Origin of the sequence: Pseudomonas pudica (assembly GCF_015680405.1) — a bacterium.
GTDB lineage: Bacteria > Pseudomonadota > Gammaproteobacteria > Pseudomonadales > Pseudomonadaceae > Aquipseudomonas > Aquipseudomonas pudica.
Map to the genome: position 1 here is coordinate 1 of NZ_JADLJS010000028.1, position 16115 is coordinate 16115.

Sequence of the window (16115 nt, forward strand, 5' to 3'; positions counted from 1 at the left end):
TGGCACGGGCTTCGCCCGTGTTCGCGGGCAAGCCCGCTCCCACAGGGATCACGCCAGCTTTTAGAAATTGAGCAAGACAGTTGCTCCCACACCAACCGCGCCGGCCTCCAGGCCTGCGCTGTACCTGTGGGAGCCGGCTTGCCGGCGATGGGGCCCTGTCAGGACCACGCCACTTTCTTCTGGAAACAGCTCAGCGGTTGTTCACGAAAGGCCAGATAATGGCGCAGCACCTGCACCGGCGCTTCGGTATGCGGGTAATGGCCGATGCCCTGCAACTGCACGGTGTCCGGCTCCGGCACCAGTTGCCGGTAGCGCTCCACCATGTGCGCGCCGGACAGCGGGTCGACCACGCCATTGATGAAGCGCAGCGGCACGCCTTCGTGCTGCATCGCGCCAACCCAGCGTTCGCGGTGCAACCTGCGCTCCGGCATGTACCCCACCAGTTTGTGCAGGATGCGCGTGCCACGGTTGGCGGCGATCAAACTCCAGAAGTCATCCAGCACGCTTTCACTGGGTTGGGTGCAAGAGCCGTAGACCTGGATCACGCTGCGCACCAGGTCGTCACGCCCGAACGAACGCCCTACCAGCCAGCCCAGACGGCTGAGCAGCAACTTCTGGATCAGCAGCATGCGGCAGCTTTCGGGGAACAACCCACTGTTGAGGAACACGCAGCTGGCGATGTTGGCGCGCTGTTCATGATGCCGCGCCAGCAGTTCCTGCGCCACACTGCCGCCGTAGTCATGGGCCAGCAGATGCACGGGCTGGTCGACCTTCAGCTCGGCGAGCAAGGCCTGCTGCAGGTCGGCCTGCTCCATCAGGCTGTACAGGTGATCGACCGGTTTGGCCGAATCACCAAACCCCAGCATGTCGCAGGCGATCAACCGGAAGCGCTGGGCCAATGGCCCCCACAGGTAGCGCCAATCCCAGCTGGCAGTGGGGAAGCCGTGCAACAGAAGCAGGGGCTCTCCTTGCCCTGCGGTCCAGTAGCGGATGCTCTGGCCCCGGAAGCTGAAACTCTGTCCCCGGGTACGCCAGACGCACAATGGAATTTCGGCCATGGGCATCAGAACGGTCCCGGTGAGGTGGTGTTGGTGGAATAGAGCAAGGCTGCGGTCATTGCATGTCACCTCGGCACTTACATGTGCTCTCTATGTCGAGGCAGAGTCTAGCCAGCAGCCCATGGGCTGGAACTTGCGTTGCCAGCCAGCTTGATGACTTGGCGAGTCAGTGGCACGAACGGTCAGAGCAGCATGGCCAGCAGCGGTGCCGCGAACAGGTTCAACAACCCGGTCAGGACCATGACCAGGCCGGCCACCGAGCCTTCCTCGCGGCCTACCTCCTGCGCCCGGCTGACACCGGCACCATGGGCGCCGACACCGAACAGCGCGCCCCGCGCCAGCGGCGTGCGCAGCGGCAACCAGCGCAGCAGCACGCCGCCGAACATGGCGCCCAGCACGCCGGTGAACATCACGAACACCGCCGTGAGCTCCGGTACGCCACCCAGGTCATGGGCCAAAGGCATGGCAAAGGGCGTGGTGATCGAACGCGGCACCAGCGACAGGGTGGTCGCGCTGTCCAGCGCCAACATATGAGCCAACCCCCAGGAGCTGGCGATCGAAGCGCTGCTGCCGGCGACCATGCCTACCATCAGTGCCGGCCAGTGGCGCGCCAGCATGGCCCGTTGCTGCCAGATCGGCACCGCAAAAGCCACGGTCACCGGGCCAAGCACACTCATCAGCCAGTGAGTGTTGCGGGCGTATTCGGCATAAGCGGTGTGCAGCGGCACTGCTACCGCCAGCAACAGTACCGGCACCAGGATCAGCGGCGAAAGCAGGTAGCGCCCGCTACGCCGGTACAGCCAGCGGCTGCCCAGATAAGCCAGCAAGGTCAGGGCCAGCCAGAACAGCGGCATGGGCTCAAGGCTCATGGCGCAACCTCCAGCGGCACACCAGTTCCACGGTCAAAGCTGTCACCACCATTACCATCAGGGTGCTCACGGCGATCACCAGCAGGATGCGCCAGCCCTCGTCAAGGATCAGGGCGCCGTAATCGAGCAGGCTCATCAGCGCCGGGATGAAGAACAGCAGCATCTCGGCCATCAGCCAGCCGGCGCCCAGTTGCAGCATGGCGGGCTTGAGCACACCCGAGGCAAACAGCAACAGCAGCAATGCCAGGCCCATCACCCCGCCGGGAATCGGCCAGCCCAGCCAAGTGGCAAGCTGGCCACCGAGCAGGAACAGGGCACAGAGGATCGCCAGCTCGGCGAGCAGGCGCAGGGATTTTTTCAACAACGCGGGTTTCATGGGGGAGTCCTCGACAGGCCCTCATTTTAAGATTTGACTGCCTAGGCCAGAAGCGAATTGTTAGACTGAACGCCATTCCAGAATGGAATTGCGATCAATGGAATTCAAACAATTGCGCAGCTTTATCGAAGTGGTCCACCGCGGCGGCTTTACCCAAGCGGCGCAGACCCTGCACATCAGCCAGTCGGCGGTGAGCAAACAGGTGGCCCAGCTCGAGCAAGATGTGGGCCAGCCGCTGCTGGAGCGCCAGGCCTCGCAGCTGCACCTGACCGCTGCCGGGCGCATCGTGCTGGAGCGTGGCGAAGCCTTGCTGCGCCAACGTCAGGCGCTGCTCAACGAACTGGACGACCTCAGCCAGATGGGCCGCGGTGAACTGCGCCTGGGCTTGCCGATGCTGGGTAGCGACGCGCTGTTCGCTGGCTTGTTCGCCGAGTATCGGCGGCGTCACCCGAACATCGCGGTCCAGTTGCTCGAAGGCGGAAGCCGCAGCATCGAACAGGCAGTCAAGAATGGCGAACTGGAACTGGGTGGAAGCCTGACGCCCAGTGACGAGGCGTTCGACTACCAGCCGTTCTGCAACGAACCACTGGATGCCCTGTTGCCTGCAGGCCACGCGCTGGCGGGCCAGGCCGGGGTGGACCTGCAACAGCTGGCGGATACGCCGTTCCTGCTTTACCAGCGCAGCTTCGTGCTCAATGACCGATTGCTGAAGGCGTGCCAGCAGCAGGGCTTTACCCCCAAGGAAGGCGGGCGCAGTGGCCAGGCGGACTTCCTCGCGGCGCTGGCGGCGGCGGGCCAGGGCGTGGTGCTGCTGCCCCGTGTGGTGGCGAAAGCGCTGGAGCGCCCCGGTGTGGTGCGCTTGCCGCTGCGCTCGCCGGGGGATTTGCGTTGGGATATCGCGTTCATCTGGCGGCGCGGGGCGTATCTGTCGCGGGCGGCGCAGGCGTGGTTGGCGTTGGTGAGCGAGTGGCCGGGATGAGTTGCCCTTGCCGGCCTCTTCGCGGGTAAACCCGCTCCCACAGGAACACCACAGCCTCTGAAATCTGTGCAGTAGCTGTGGGAGCGGGTTCACCCGCGAAGCGGCCGGTACAGGCGAAAAATACCCGTCAGGCTTTAAGTGTACTCGCCAACTCAGCCAACCAAGGCTCTGCATCCGCCTCCGGAGTCACCGTCTCGCTGGCATCCAGGCGCAACATCGGCTGCACTTCGCGCACGCCCAGTTCGGCAAACAGTTCGCGCATCTGCTCGCCACCACCGCAATAGGTATCGCCATAACTGCTGTCACCCAGCGCAATCACTGCACCCGGCAGGCCACGCCAGGCCGCAGGCAGGGTATCGCGAATGCTGCTGTACAACGGCATGAGGTTGTCCGGCAATTCGCCCATGCCAGTGGTCGAGGTCACGGCCAGCAAGGCGTCAGGGCCAAAACCTTCAAGGTCCTGCAAGGTGGCGCGGGCCGCATGCCAGGCCTCCAGGCCCTCAGCCTTGAGCAGCGATTCAGCGTGACGGGCGACTTCTTCGGCGGTGCCATAGACCGATCCGGAAATAATGGCGACTTTCATCGGGGAGAGGATTCCGAAACTGAGTGAAAACGTAGGATACTAGCATCCGGCGCTGGCAAAAGGCCGCCTCTACCAAAGCCACCATCCTCAGCCCTGCTTCGCACCCTTGTTTGCTCAATGGCCCGAACATGATCAACGCGCAACTATTGCAATCCATGGTCGATGCGTCCAATGACGGCATCGTGGTCGCCGAACAAGAAGGCGACGACACCATCCTCATCTACGTGAACGCGGCCTTCGAACGCCTGACCGGCTACAGCCGTGACGAAATCCTCTACCAGGATTGCCGCTTCCTGCAGGCCGACGACCGCGACCAGCTTGGCCGCGCCCGCATCCGCAAGGCCCTGGCCGAAGGCCGCCCGTGCCGCGAAGTGCTGCGCAACTACCGCAAGGATGGCAGCTCTTTCTGGAACGAACTGTCGATCACCCCGGTAAGGCACGACACCGAACAGCGCACCTACTTCATCGGTATCCAGAAAGACGTTACTCGCCAGGTCGAACTGGAGCGGGAACTGGCGCAACTGCGCGTTCGTCCGAAACCCGACGAACGCACCTGAACCAAGTTCGCCACGCACGGTCAATCCCGTTGAAGAAATCGCTATCGAGTTCGATCATGCAAGCAGAAGCGCTCCTGACCCAGGACGAGCTGGATTTCATACAGAACATGCAGCATTCGCCACAGTTGAACCTGGCCGACCCCATGTCGAGCCTGCTGGTCAATGGCGACCGACGCATCCAGAGCTTGCTCACCCGCTTGGTGGCCAACGAGCAGGTAACCCTGCAGGCCCAGTTCAACAACCAGCAGATCAGCTTCCCGCTGCAACTGGTGGAAGACGAGTTCCATGCCCTGCACCTGCAACTGGGCTCACCGGAAATCTACGAGGACGGCCCAATGCTGCGCCCCTGGCGCCTGTCGATGGAGCAACCGAGCGCACTGCTCGATGCCCATGGGCAGGAAAGTGGCCTGTGGGTTCGCGATATTTCGTTCAAGGGTACATTGCTGGAAGTTCGTGGCCTGCCAGCGGCACCAGCCCGCTTCGACCTGCGCTTCGCCCCTGGCGGCATCCCACCCATCGAACTTCATGGCGTGCTTGGCCGGCGCATCGGCCCGGACCTGGCCGCCTACGACCTCAGCCAAAGCCCGGCCGAAGAGATCGAACGCCTGCGCGACTACATCCTCCAGGCCCACCGCCGGGCCCACCCCGAGCTTCACACTCAGGTATCTAGCTGACCGGCCAGAAACTGCCGCAAACGCTGGCGCATCACGCTACTTTGCGCCCCCAGGCAGGCGATCGGGCTGCCAGCCAGGCTGTCCTGTGCCAGTTCCGCCGCTTCACCAGCCAGTAATAAAGGGCATTCCAGCCCTGCCACCAGGCGCGTCAGGCGCCGGGTGAGTTCCGACGTGGGCGACTGATGGGAGAACAGCACCATGGCATCCGGTTTCAGGCGCTCGCAGACCAGTGCCAGTTCTGCCAGCGGCTGCCCGCTCGCCAGTGGCGTCACGCCAACTTCATCGCTGCCCAAGGTCAGGCTGGTCACCAGCAAATCCAACTCGTGGCACTGCCCCGGCAATGGCGCCAACAGCACCATGCGGCTGCGCGGTGCACGGGCAAGTTGCAAGCGGGCGGACACCCTGCCACGCAGGAACTGATCGAAAAACAGCCACTCGCTGGTCTGCCCGTAGCCGCCCTGCCCGGCCGCCAGGTCATGCCACACCGGCATGAACACTTCACTGAATACCTGGTCCAGGGTGCAGGCGGCAAACACCTCATCGAACAGGCGGTCCAGGCCGGACAGGTCAAAACGTTGCAGCGCCTGGCGAATTTGCTGCTGCCAGCGCGCCCAGGCGCCCGTCGCGCCACCTGCCTGCCCGGCAACGGCATGATCACGCGCGAGGATGCTGGCAACCTTGCTTACCGCCACGCCGCGCTCCAGCCAGCCAAGGATGCGACGGATGTCATCGATGTCGGCTTGGGAATACAAGCGGTGGCCACTGTCGGTGCGGGTTGGCTGGATCAGGCCATGGCGGCGCTCCCAGGCGCGCAAGGTCACGGCATTGACGCCAGTCAGGCGGGAAACCTCACGGATTGGAAACAGGTCCTGCTGCGCCAGGCCCGCATCGATTAACGGATTCAGTCCCTGTTCGTTCATCTGCACGGGGGTACCCTGTGTTCCCAAGTTGAACACTAGTCTACTACGGCAATACCAAACGCTGGGCCGCAACCGTTTGCCGGCTGACAGTTGCCGAAGATCATGCATGAGCGATAATCCGCGCCCGATTCTTGCATGCACGCCTGCGTCGCCCACCACCCCGGGCCGCACAGCCAAAGGGGCCGGCTACCCGCCAGCCCCGTTGCCAGGAGATACACGATGTCTACCCCACCCGTCACCCTGATGGTGTCGCGCCGCGCCGCCCATGGCCGCTACCAGGACCTGCTGGCCTGGCTGCATGAAGGCGAACAGCTGGCCACCGACTTCCCCGGCTACCTTGGCTCGGGCATCCTCGCGCCGCCCCGCGACAGCGACGAATTCCAGATAATCTTCCGTTTCAGCGACGAGCCAACCCTGCATGCCTGGGAGCATTCCGCCTCGCGCCGGGCCTGGTTGCAGCGTGGCACCGGCCTGTTCGAACGCCCCAAAGAAGCGCGCGTTAGCGGCATCGACCACTGGTTCGGCACCAACATGGTGCAAAAACCCCCGCGCTGGAAGCAAGCCGTGGCCATATGGCTGGCATTCTTCCCGGTCTCATTGGTGTTCAACCTGGTGTTCGGCCACTGGCTGGCAGCGCTGGAACTGGTGCCCCGTGTACTGCTCAGCACCCTGGGCCTGACGCCGGTGATGGTCTACCTGTTCATCCCCCTTTCCACCCGCCTGCTGGCCGGCTGGTTGCATGCATCACCGGCCCCTGCTGGCGCCCTGCGCAGCCGCTGAGACCAGGCCATACAAGCGGTAGACAGTTCGGGTATGCTGGGCGGCAACCAAAGGACAGACAAGTTGACCGCCCCGAACATGAACAGCCCCATTCTCGTTACCGGAGCCAGCCAGCGCGTCGGGCTGGCCCTGGCCCTTGAACTGGCACAGGCCGGCCATACGGTGGTCAGTGCCAGCCGCAGCGTCCAGCCACAGGCGGCCCACCCGAATATCGTGCAGTTCCAGGCCGACCTGTGCCAGGCGACCGACCGCCAGGCCCTGATCGACTATCTGCACAACCATTACGACGGCTTGCGCGCGATCATCCACAACGCCTCGCTGTGGCTCGACGATGGCCTCGACAACCTCGAGACCATGTTCCGCCTGCACGTCGAAGCGCCCTACCACCTCAACCTGGCCCTGGGCGACCTGCTGGCCAAGGTGGAAAAGGCCGACATCATCCACATTTGCGACGAAACCTCTTCACGCGGCAGCAAAAGCCACATCGGCTACGCCGCGACCAAGGCCGCGTTGCAGAACATGGTGCTGTCGTTCGCCGAAAAATATGCGCCCAAGGTGCATGTGAACGGTATCCTGCCGGGGCTGCTTATCCTCAAGGAAGGGGGTGACGAAACCTACCGCCAGCAGACGCTGAAAAAGGCCCTGCTGGAGTTCGAACCCGGCGCCGGCCCGCTGATCGAGACGGTCAAGTACCTGCTCGCCAGCCAGTACAGCACCGGCAGCCAGGTGGTCATCAACGGTGGCCGCCACCTGAAGAACCGCATGACCTGAGAGAAGCCCATGACCCCACAGCAACAGCTCGAACTCGAGGCCGCCGCGTTCCGGCGCCTGGTCGAACACCTGCAGAAGCGCACCGACGTGCAGAACATCGACCTGATGAACCTGTCCGGCTTCTGCCGCAACTGCCTGTCCAAGTGGTACAAGGCCGCGGCTGACGAGCGCCAGCTCGACCTGAGCCTGGATGACGCCCGCGAAGCGGTGTACGGCATGCCCTACGCCGAGTGGAAAGCCCAATACCAGAAAGAAGCCAGCGCCGGCCAACAAGCGGCGTTCGAAAAAGGAAAACCCCGTGACTGACCTGAACACCCTGCGCGCCAGCCTGGCCAGCGGCCAACACGTATTTGCCGACACCCTGGCGTTCATTGCCGACAACTACAGCTACCAGCCACAGGCCTTCGACAATGGCGGCGTGGCGAATGCGGCCGGGCAGAACGAAGGTTCGTGCAAGACCCTGGGCCTGGCGCTGCTGGAAGGGCTGAGCGACCAGGAAGCGCTGTTGGCCTTTGGCGAGCACTACCGTGACGTGGTGGCCACGCCCGAGGGCAGCGACCATGGCAATATCCGCGCGCTGATCAAGCATGGGCTGGCGGGTGTCAAGTTTGCCGAGCTGCCGCTTGCGCGCAAGGCTTGAGATTTTGGGGCCGCTCCGCGGCCCTTTCGCCGGCAAGCCAGCTCCCACAGGTGCCCCGCTGCCTTCAAACTGATCATCCCCCTGTGGGAGCTGGCGTGCCGGCGATGAGGCCGGTGCAGACAGCATCAACCCATGATCCTTCCTGGGACCTCACCCGCCAACCCACCCTGCTGCAACCACTGCAAGGCCACCGGCCACAAACTTTCGCGAAAGCGGTCATGGAAGAACGCGAAATGGCCAATTTCATCGACCGAGATATCCACAGGCGCAATGCGCAGGTGCTGGCGCTCGGCGCCCTGCAGATAACCCAGCAAACGCTCGGTCGCCGCCACGGTACCAAAGGGGTCATCGGTCAGGCTGATGGCCAACGTCGCCGCCCGCACCTGGGCGAACGGTAGTGCCTCCAGTGCACGCCCGCTGGGTCGGTGCTCATAGCGCGGGGTACGAGTGGCCCAGTCATGCACCACGCCGGATGGCGTGTCCTCCAGCCAACCCAGGCGCTTGCCGGGGAAATAACCGAACACCCGGGTGAGCAGCGGCATTATCACATGCCACTTGCCAAACAATTGCCAGCGCTGGTCAGCCGCGTAATCGCGCCAGTAGGCGAATTGCGCGCCAACCATCACCACCCGGCGTACCTTGCTCGCCGACGGTGCCAACCCCACTGCGCAGCCGCCAAAACTATGCCCCACCACATCCACCGGCTGGCCGGGGAAATGTTCTGCGGCATACACCAGCATGGCTTCGAAATCCAGCCGGCCCCAGTCGCTCCAGGATGCCTGGAAGCCACGCAGCGAGGCTGGGCGGGATTCGCCGATGCCACGGTAGTCGTAGGTCAGTACATCGCACCCTTGGGCGAACAGGTAGTCGGCGAAACGCGAGTAGTAGCGGCAGCGTACCGAGGTGGCAGCATTGATGATCACCAGCGGGCGCTGGGGGTCAGGTCGGGCGTGGCGCCAGCGAAAGCCGCCGAGGTTGTAACCGTCGGCTGCGGTGTGGCGAAAGGCAGTGGCGGGCTGGGTGAGGCTGCTCATGGCACATTCCCTGTCGTTGTGCGCCAAAGCTAGCAAAAAATTCCTGGGCTGTACCGGCCTCTTCGCAGGCTTGCCCGCTCCCACAGGTTCCCCACTGCCTTCAGGCGTGGTGAGATCCCTGTGGGAGCGGGTTTACCCGCGAAAGGGCCGGTACAGGCCGACAGCGATTACAGCTCGACGCAGTCGAACTTCACATCGGTAGCCACGTCTTCGTCGTAGTTGACGTCAGCGCGTTCAAAGCCGAACAGGTTGAGGAACTGCTTCTTGTAGCCGGCATAGTCGGTCAGCTCGAACAGGTTCTCGGTGGTCACCTGTGGCCACAGCGCCTTGCAGGCGCCCTGCACGTCATCACGCAGTTCCCAGTCGTCCAGGCGCAGGCGGCCCTTCTCGTCGACCTCGGCCGGCGCGCCGTCGGCACGGTACATGCGGTCGCGGTACATGCGGTCCAGCTGGTCCTGGGTGCCTTCGTGAACACCCTTCTCCTGCATGATCTTGAACACCATGGACAGGTACAGCGGCATCACCGGGATGGCCGAGCTGGCCTGGGTAACCACCGACTTCAGCACCGCCACGTTGGCGCCGCCCTTGACTTCACCGGCCAGTTTCTTGTCCAGGCGCAGGGCGGTTTCGTCCAGGTCCTGCTTGGCCTGGCCCAGTGCACCGTGCCAGTAGATCGGCCAGGTGATGTCGCTGCCGATGTAGCTGAAGGCCACGGTGCGGGCGCCTTCGGCCAGCACGTTGGCGCCAGCCAGGGCGTCGATCCACAGCTGCCAGTCCTGGCCCCCCATGACGGTGACGGTGTCGGCGATTTCCTGCTCGGTAGCCGGCTCGATGCTGGCCTCGATGATGGTGTCCTTGTTGGTATCGATGGCGGTCGACTTGTACGGCTGGCCGATCGGCTTCAGGGCCGAACGCACCAGTTCACCGGTCTGCGGCAGCTTGCGCACCGGCGAGGCCAGCGAGTAGATGACCAGGTCGACCTTGCCGCCCATTTCGTTCTTGATCAGCTCGATGACCTTGGCACGGGCTTCATCGGAGAAAGCGTCACCATTGATCGACTTGCTGTACAGGCCCTCGGCCTTGGCGAACTTGTCGAAGGCTGCAGCGTTGTACCAGCCAGCGGTGCCGGCCTTGGTCTCGGTGCCTGGCTTTTCGAAGAACACGCCCAGTGTGTCGGCCTTGAAGCCGAACGCCGCGGTGATGCGGGCTGCCAGGCCGTAGCCACTGGAAGCACCGATGACCAGGACCTTCTTCGGGCCATCCTCGCGCACGCCCAGCTTGCGGGTGGCTTCGATCTGGTCACGGACGTTGAGCTCGCAGCCCTTCGGGTGAGTCGTGGTGCAGATGAAACCGCGGACCTTAGGATGAATGATGGCCAATGTCTGTACCTCGTCAGGTTTATGCCGGGGGAAGCGCCGCCATGGGCGATTCCGGTTGATCAGAGGGTGAGACTACCCCCGCAGGTTATCCGACACATATTACGGGGTGATCTTGGGGATGCAAAACGGTGGATTACCTGTACCGGCCCTATCGCCGGCAAGCCAGCTCCCACAAAGACGGCGCAAAACTTGAGCCCTGTGAGGGACCTGTGGGAGCTGGCTTGCCGGCGATAGAGCCAGTGCAGACAACATCAATCTGACAAGAGAGCCCCTTTCAGCCATTCCAGGAACTGCCGGGCCAGCGGATCATCCTGGCTATCCCGATGCACCAGGCACGCCCACGCCGGCCCACGCACGCGCTGCGCCGACAAAGCCTGCAAGCGCCCCTCCTCCACCGCCCGCCGCGCCAGCAACTGGCTGACCAGGGCCACCCCCAACCCCTCGCTCGCCGCATCCAGCAGCAGCCCGGGGTCGGAAAAGTTCAGCCCCTTGCCCTGCTGCCCCACATCCTCGCCACCCTCCAGCTGCCAGTGGCTCCAGTCCATCTCGCGCTCGCCATGCAAGGTGGTGCGCCGCAACATCGGCGTTTGCAGCAACGCCGGGTGGCAGGCCGGGTACAGCTGGTCCTGGTGCAGCACGTTGAAGCTGCACTCGGCCTGGGCACTGAGGTCGTCGCGGATGGCCAGGTCGATGGTCTCGGTCGCCATGTCCGGCACCTCGAAACTGGTGAACAGCCACAAGTCGACATCCGGGCAGCGCTGGTGAAAGTCGGCCAGCCGCGGCAGCAGCCAGTGCCTGGCAAAGGCCGGGCTGGTGTTGACCACCAGTTGGTTGGGCTTGCGGTACTGGTCGAGCCGGCGAATGCCCACCGCCAGGTGCTGCAGCAGCGACTGCGTGGTGCTGAGCAGGTCATGCCCGGCGTCGGTCAGGCTCACGCTGCGGCCACTGCGGTGGAACAGCGGCTGCTCCAGGTAGGTTTCCAGGCTGCGAATCTGCTGGCTGATGGCCGACTGGGTCAGGTTCAGCGCTTCGGCGGCCTTGTGGAAGCTGCCCAGCCGCGCAGCGGCTTCGAAGCCGCGCAGGGCATTCAGGGGTGGCCAGTGTTTGAGCATGATTGATAAGCCCTACTGATCAGATGTGCGCTAAATCTATCGTTTGTCGCAGGCCAATCCTAGCCATAGCATGGACACCAACACCCGCGACGGCGGGCTTCGTTGATAAAAATCCTTAATTGATCGGAGTTCACTATGCACCTGTCCCTCGACAGCGGCTGGCGCATGCCCGCCGAATGGGCCCGCCACGCTGCCACCTGGATAGTCTGGCCACACAACCAGGCCCTGTGGGAAAGCGGCTGGCACGTGCGCCTGGCCGACGTACAGCAGGACTACGCTCGGGTCGCGGCGGCCATCGCCCGTTTCGAGCCGGTGAAGATGGTGGTCGACCCGTCGGCCTTGCAGAGCGCACGTGCCCTCTGCGGCGCCAATATCGAACTGGTCGAAATGGACGTGGACGACAGCTGGTGCCGGGACAGCGGCCCAAGCTTCGTCTGCCACCCTCAACATGGCCTGGCCGGCCTGAGCTGGCGCTTCAACGCCTGGGGGGGCAAGTCGCAACACGGCCAGGACCGCAGCCTCGGCCGGCGCATCCTCGACCACCTGGGCCTGGATGGCTTCAGCACCGCGCTGTGCAACGAAGGCGGGGCGATTCATGTGGACGGCGAAGGCACCCTGATCACCACCGAGTCGGTGCTGCTCAACCCCAACCGCAACCCTGGCGTGAGCAAGGCCGAGCTCGAGGCCTGCTTCGCTCGCTACCTGGGCATCCGCAAGACCATCTGGCTACCGGGCGACCCACAATACATCACCGGCGACATGACCGACGGCCACGTCGACGGTGTATGCGCCTTCGCCCGCCCTGGCGTGCTGCTGGTCGACGCCACCCATGACCAGCATTCGGTGTACGCCGAAGTCGTGCGGGAAAACCGCCGCGCCCTGGAACTGGCCACCGACGCGCAAGGCCGGCACTTCGAGCTGCTCGACCTGTATGAAGCCAGCGCCGCCATCGACCAGGACGCCGAGGTATTCTGCGCCTCGTACACCAACTTCTACATCGCCAACGGCGCGATCATCATGCCGGCCTATGGCATCGCCGCCGACTTGGAAGCCGCCGCGCAACTGGCCAACGCCTTCCCGGGCCGGGAGATCGTACCGGTGCGCATCGACCACATCGCCCATGGCGGTGGCGGCATCCATTGCATCACCCAGCAACAACCCGAGGTGCAGCCATGAGCCTGCTGCGCATCGCCACCACCCAGATGCCGTGCAGCTGGGACCTGCCTGGCAACCTCGACCGCGCCGAACAACTGGTTCGCCAGGCTGCCGCCAAGGGGGCCCAGGTGATCCTACTGCAGGAGCTGTTCGCCACCCCGTATTTCTGCATCGAACAGGACCACCAGCACCAGGCACTCGCCCAGCCCTACCCTGCCAGCCCTATCCTGCAGCGCTTCGCCGCACTGGCCGGTGAGCTGGGCGTGGTGCTGCCGCTGAGCTGGTACGAGCGCGCCGGCAATGCCTTCTTCAACTCGTTGACCGTGGCCGATGCCGATGGCCGCCTGCTTGGCGTCTACCGCAAGACCCACATCCCCAACGCCATCGGCTACCAGGAGAAGGAATACTTCAGCCCCGGCGATACCGGCTTCAAGGTCTGGGACACCGCCTTCGGCCGCCTGGGCATCGGCATCTGCTGGGACCAGTGGTTCCCCGAGACCGCCCGCTGCCTGGCACTGATGGGTGCCGAAGTGCTGCTGTTCCCCACCGCCATCGGCTCCGAGCCCGGCTGTGCCGAACTGGACTCGCGCGACCACTGGCAGGTGGCCATGCGCGGCCACGCCGCCGCCAACCTGTTGCCGGTGGTGGCGGCCAATCGCGTGGGCGAAGAAGTCGCCGCCAGCGACGCATCGTTGGCCATGCGCTTCTATGGCTCGTCGTTCATCTGCGACCACAAGGGCGCCATGCTCGCCGAAGCCGACCGCGACAGCAGTGGCATCTGGCTGCACGACCTGGATCTGGCCGGCATGCGGGAAGACCGCCTGAGCTGGGGCATCTACCGCGATCGCCGCCCGGAGATGTACGCACCGCTGCTGACCCTGGACGGCACCCACCCACACACCCTGAGGGCATGAGCATGAAACGCCACGTTCTGGCCGCCTTGGCGCTGGCCGTCTGCGCCTGCCAGGCTCAGGCCGAGCAGCCCGTGCTGCGCCTGTACAACTGGGCCGACTATTTTGCCGAGGACACCCTCAAGCAGTTCACGGCCGAAACCGGCATCCAGGTGATCTACGACGTGATGGATGGCAGCGAAGTGCTCGAGGCCAAGCTGATGTCCGGGCGCAGTGGCTACGACCTGGTCTTCCCCGGTGATACCGTCGCCGAGCGCCTGATGCGCGCCGGCAGCCTGCAGCCACTGGACCACAGCCGCCTGGAGGCCCTGGACGACATCGAGCCCGGGCTGCGTCAGCTGCACGCCCGGTACCCCAAGGCCAGCCAGGCGACCGTGCCCTACACCTGGGGCACCATCGGCCTGACGGTGAATGCCGACAAAGTCCGCCAGCGCATGCCCGATGCACAGCTGGACAACCTCGACCTGCTGTTCAAGCCGGAGCTGGCCGCCAAATTCGCCGACTGCGGTATTTCAGTCATCGATTCACCCGACGAAGTGCTGGCAGTGGTCCTCAACTACCTGGGCCGCGAGCCACGCAGTGCCAAGCGCGAAGACTTGGCCGCAGCCAGCGAACTGCTCAAGGCGATTCGCCCGTACGTGCGCAAGTTCCAGTCGCAACCAGTGACCGAACTGGTCAACGAGAACCTGTGCCTGTCACTGGGCTACAGTGGCGACGTGATCCAGGCGCAGCGTACCGCCGACGCCGCGGGCAAGCATCTCGACTTCCAGTACCGCGTGCCGCGCCAAGGCACCACGGTGTGGATGGATACCATGGCCATCCCAGCCGATGCCAAGCACCCGGAATACGCCTATCGTTTCATCAACTTCGTCATGCGCCCGGCGAACATGGCGGCCATCAGCAACTTCACCGGTTACCCTACCGCCAGCGCCAAGGCACGCCAGGCAGTGGACCCGCGCATGCGCGACAACCCCGATATCTACCTCAACCAAGCCACCTATGCCCGGCTGATCCCGGGCCGCGATATCCCACAGGCCGACATGCGTGTACGCATGCGCGTGTGGACCCGCTTCAAGACTGCACAGGATTGAGCCATGCCAAGCCGTAGAACCTTCCTGCAACTTTCGCTGGCCGCCGGCCTCGGTGCCAGCCTCGGCCTGCCGCTGGGCCTGGCCCGCGCCGAAGAACCGGGGCGCTGGTTCATGCCGGACGAAGGCGAGCCGCAGCAACGCGCATTCATCGCCTTCGGCGCCCAGGATGCGATCTGGGAGGACTTCACCGCCGATGTGCAGGCCGCCCTCGGTCGCATCGCCCAGGCCATCGCGCGCTATCAGCCAGTGACGGTGTTCTGCCGGCCCAGCGAGCGCGAGCTGGCCGAGCAGCACTGTGCCAGCCAGCGCACAAGTTTCGTCGAGTGCGAGCTGGACGACATCTGGATGCGCGACATCGGCGCCAACTTCGTCGTCGATGATGACGGAGCCCTGGCGGCGGTGGACTTCAACTTCAATGGCTGGGGCAACAAGCAACGTCACAGCAACGATGCCCAACTGGCCAGGCGCGTAACCACGCTGGCCGGTGCCCGCTACCAGCGCAGCGCTCTGGTTGGTGAAGGCGGCGCCATAGAGGTGGACGGCCACGGCACGGGCATCATGACCGAGAGCAGCTGGGTCAACGCCAACCGCAACAAGGGCTGGAGCAAGGCCGAGATCGAGGCGGAGCTCAAGGAGCGCCTGGGGCTGAGCAAGATCATCTGGCTACCGGGCATCGCCGGCCAGGACATCACCGACGGGCACGTGGACTTCTATGCCCGCTTCGTCAGGCCAGGGGTGGTGATTGCCAACCTGGATAACGACACGGCCTCATATGACTACGCCGTGACGCGCAAGCACCTGGAGATCCTCAAGCGGGCCACCGATGCCGAGGGCCGCAGTTTGCAGGTGCACGTCGTGTCGCCGCCGCTGCACGGGCGGAACAACAGGTTCAGCAAAGGCAATGATGACTTTGCCGCTGGGTACATCAACTACTTCGTGATCAATGGCGCGATCATTGCGCCACAGTTTGGCGATGGGGCGGCGGACGAGAAAGCGCGGGGGCTGCTGGCGGCGTTGTATCCGGGGCGGGATATCGTGCAGCTGGATATCGATGCCATAGCTGCGGGGGGCGGGGGGATTCACTGTGTGACCCATCAGTGCCCGGCGGTGTAGCAGATGCTGCCTGTGCTGGCCTCTTCGCGGGCTTGCCCGCTCCCACAGGCACTCCACAAGACTCAAGATTTGTGCAGTTCCTGTGGGAGCGGGCAAGCCTGCGAAGAGGCCGC

Annotated in this window: 19 protein-coding genes; 11 read left to right on the top strand and 8 right to left on the bottom strand. The window is 64.3% G+C overall.

What is annotated here, in order from left to right:
• Positions 1-158: 158 nt before the first annotated feature.
• The 3 genes from IRZ77_RS18320 to IRZ77_RS18330 form a co-directional block, all read right to left on the bottom strand.
• Positions 159-1064 (bottom strand): alpha/beta fold hydrolase, encoded by a 906-nt coding sequence (locus IRZ77_RS18320; RefSeq protein ID WP_046616334.1) that lies wholly within the window; start codon positions 1062-1064, stop codon positions 159-161.
• Between the two features lie 176 nt (positions 1065-1240).
• A complete protein-coding gene (locus IRZ77_RS18325; RefSeq protein ID WP_046616335.1) occupies positions 1241-1927 on the bottom strand; it encodes an LrgB family protein in 687 nt (228 codons plus the stop codon).
• A complete protein-coding gene (locus IRZ77_RS18330) occupies positions 1917-2303 on the bottom strand; it encodes a CidA/LrgA family protein (protein ID WP_196174066.1) in 387 nt (128 codons plus the stop codon). Before IRZ77_RS18330 ends, IRZ77_RS18325 begins: the two co-directional genes overlap by 11 nt.
• 97 nt (positions 2304-2400) lie before the next feature.
• On the opposite strand from IRZ77_RS18330, the gene IRZ77_RS18335 reads away from it, so the two are divergent.
• Positions 2401-3282, top strand: coding sequence for a LysR family transcriptional regulator (locus IRZ77_RS18335; protein ID WP_196174068.1), 882 nt, complete (start codon positions 2401-2403; stop codon positions 3280-3282).
• A gap of 127 nt (positions 3283-3409) precedes the next feature.
• Here IRZ77_RS18335 and IRZ77_RS18340 read toward each other — a convergent pair whose 3' ends face one another.
• Positions 3410-3865, bottom strand: a complete 456-nt coding sequence (locus IRZ77_RS18340) for a flavodoxin (protein ID WP_046616338.1) — start codon at positions 3863-3865, stop codon at positions 3410-3412.
• Between the two features lie 128 nt (positions 3866-3993).
• Here IRZ77_RS18340 and IRZ77_RS18345 point away from each other — a divergent pair, with 128 nt between their 5' ends.
• On the top strand, positions 3994-4422 hold the full coding sequence (locus tag IRZ77_RS18345; RefSeq protein WP_046616339.1) for a PAS domain S-box protein: 429 nt from the start codon (positions 3994-3996) through the stop codon (positions 4420-4422).
• 56 nt (positions 4423-4478) lie between these two features.
• Complete coding sequence (locus tag IRZ77_RS18350; protein WP_046616340.1) at positions 4479-5096, top strand: hypothetical protein; 618 nt, start codon at positions 4479-4481, stop codon at positions 5094-5096.
• On the opposite strand, the gene IRZ77_RS18355 is transcribed toward IRZ77_RS18350, so the two are convergent.
• Positions 5081-6016 carry a MerR family transcriptional regulator gene (locus IRZ77_RS18355; RefSeq protein WP_196174070.1) on the bottom strand — a complete coding sequence of 312 codons (936 nt, stop codon included), beginning with the start codon at positions 6014-6016 and terminating at the stop codon, positions 5081-5083. The two genes, IRZ77_RS18350 and IRZ77_RS18355, sit on opposite strands and share 16 nt — an antisense overlap.
• 219 nt (positions 6017-6235) lie before the next feature.
• Between IRZ77_RS18355 and IRZ77_RS18360 the strand changes: the two genes are divergently transcribed.
• The 4 genes from IRZ77_RS18360 to IRZ77_RS18375 are packed head-to-tail and all read left to right on the top strand — an operon-like array spanning position 6236 to position 8207.
• On the top strand, positions 6236-6796 hold the full coding sequence (locus IRZ77_RS18360) for an antibiotic biosynthesis monooxygenase (RefSeq protein WP_196174073.1): 561 nt from the start codon (positions 6236-6238) through the stop codon (positions 6794-6796).
• Between the two features lie 33 nt (positions 6797-6829).
• On the top strand, positions 6830-7567 hold the full coding sequence (folM, locus tag IRZ77_RS18365) for a dihydromonapterin reductase (protein WP_085601164.1): 738 nt from the start codon (positions 6830-6832) through the stop codon (positions 7565-7567).
• 9 nt (positions 7568-7576) lie between these two features.
• Positions 7577-7873, top strand: coding sequence for a DUF1244 domain-containing protein (locus IRZ77_RS18370; RefSeq protein ID WP_153670493.1), 297 nt, complete (start codon positions 7577-7579; stop codon positions 7871-7873).
• Positions 7866-8207, top strand: a complete 342-nt coding sequence (locus tag IRZ77_RS18375; protein WP_003260709.1) for a HopJ type III effector protein — start codon at positions 7866-7868, stop codon at positions 8205-8207. The genes IRZ77_RS18370 and IRZ77_RS18375 overlap by 8 nt, the downstream gene beginning before the upstream one ends.
• Before the next feature lie 125 nt (positions 8208-8332).
• Here IRZ77_RS18375 and IRZ77_RS18380 read toward each other — a convergent pair whose 3' ends face one another.
• The 3 genes from IRZ77_RS18380 to IRZ77_RS18390 form a co-directional block, all read right to left on the bottom strand.
• Positions 8333-9241 carry an alpha/beta hydrolase family protein gene (locus IRZ77_RS18380; RefSeq protein ID WP_196174075.1) on the bottom strand — a complete coding sequence of 303 codons (909 nt, stop codon included), beginning with the start codon at positions 9239-9241 and terminating at the stop codon, positions 8333-8335.
• A 167-nt stretch (positions 9242-9408) separates the two neighbouring features.
• Entirely contained in the window at positions 9409-10620 is a 1212-nt protein-coding gene (gene fabV / locus IRZ77_RS18385) for an enoyl-ACP reductase FabV (protein WP_046616345.1), read from the bottom strand.
• 251 nt (positions 10621-10871) lie between these two features.
• A complete protein-coding gene (locus tag IRZ77_RS18390; protein ID WP_085601161.1) occupies positions 10872-11732 on the bottom strand; it encodes a LysR substrate-binding domain-containing protein in 861 nt (286 codons plus the stop codon).
• Between the two features lie 135 nt (positions 11733-11867).
• Here IRZ77_RS18390 and IRZ77_RS18395 point away from each other — a divergent pair, with 135 nt between their 5' ends.
• The 4 genes from IRZ77_RS18395 to IRZ77_RS18410 are packed head-to-tail and all read left to right on the top strand — an operon-like array spanning position 11868 to position 16002.
• Positions 11868-12908, top strand: a complete 1041-nt coding sequence (locus IRZ77_RS18395; protein ID WP_196174077.1) for an agmatine deiminase family protein — start codon at positions 11868-11870, stop codon at positions 12906-12908.
• Positions 12905-13801: an N-carbamoylputrescine amidase gene (gene aguB / locus IRZ77_RS18400; protein WP_025340629.1), complete on the top strand. Its 897-nt coding sequence runs from the start codon at positions 12905-12907 to the stop codon at positions 13799-13801. The genes IRZ77_RS18395 and aguB overlap by 4 nt, the downstream gene beginning before the upstream one ends.
• Before the next feature lie 2 nt (positions 13802-13803).
• On the top strand, positions 13804-14889 hold the full coding sequence (locus tag IRZ77_RS18405) for an extracellular solute-binding protein (protein ID WP_196174079.1): 1086 nt from the start codon (positions 13804-13806) through the stop codon (positions 14887-14889).
• A 3-nt stretch (positions 14890-14892) separates the two neighbouring features.
• Positions 14893-16002: an agmatine deiminase family protein gene (locus tag IRZ77_RS18410; RefSeq protein ID WP_153670490.1), complete on the top strand. Its 1110-nt coding sequence runs from the start codon at positions 14893-14895 to the stop codon at positions 16000-16002.
• The last annotated feature ends 113 nt before the right edge of the window (positions 16003-16115 follow it).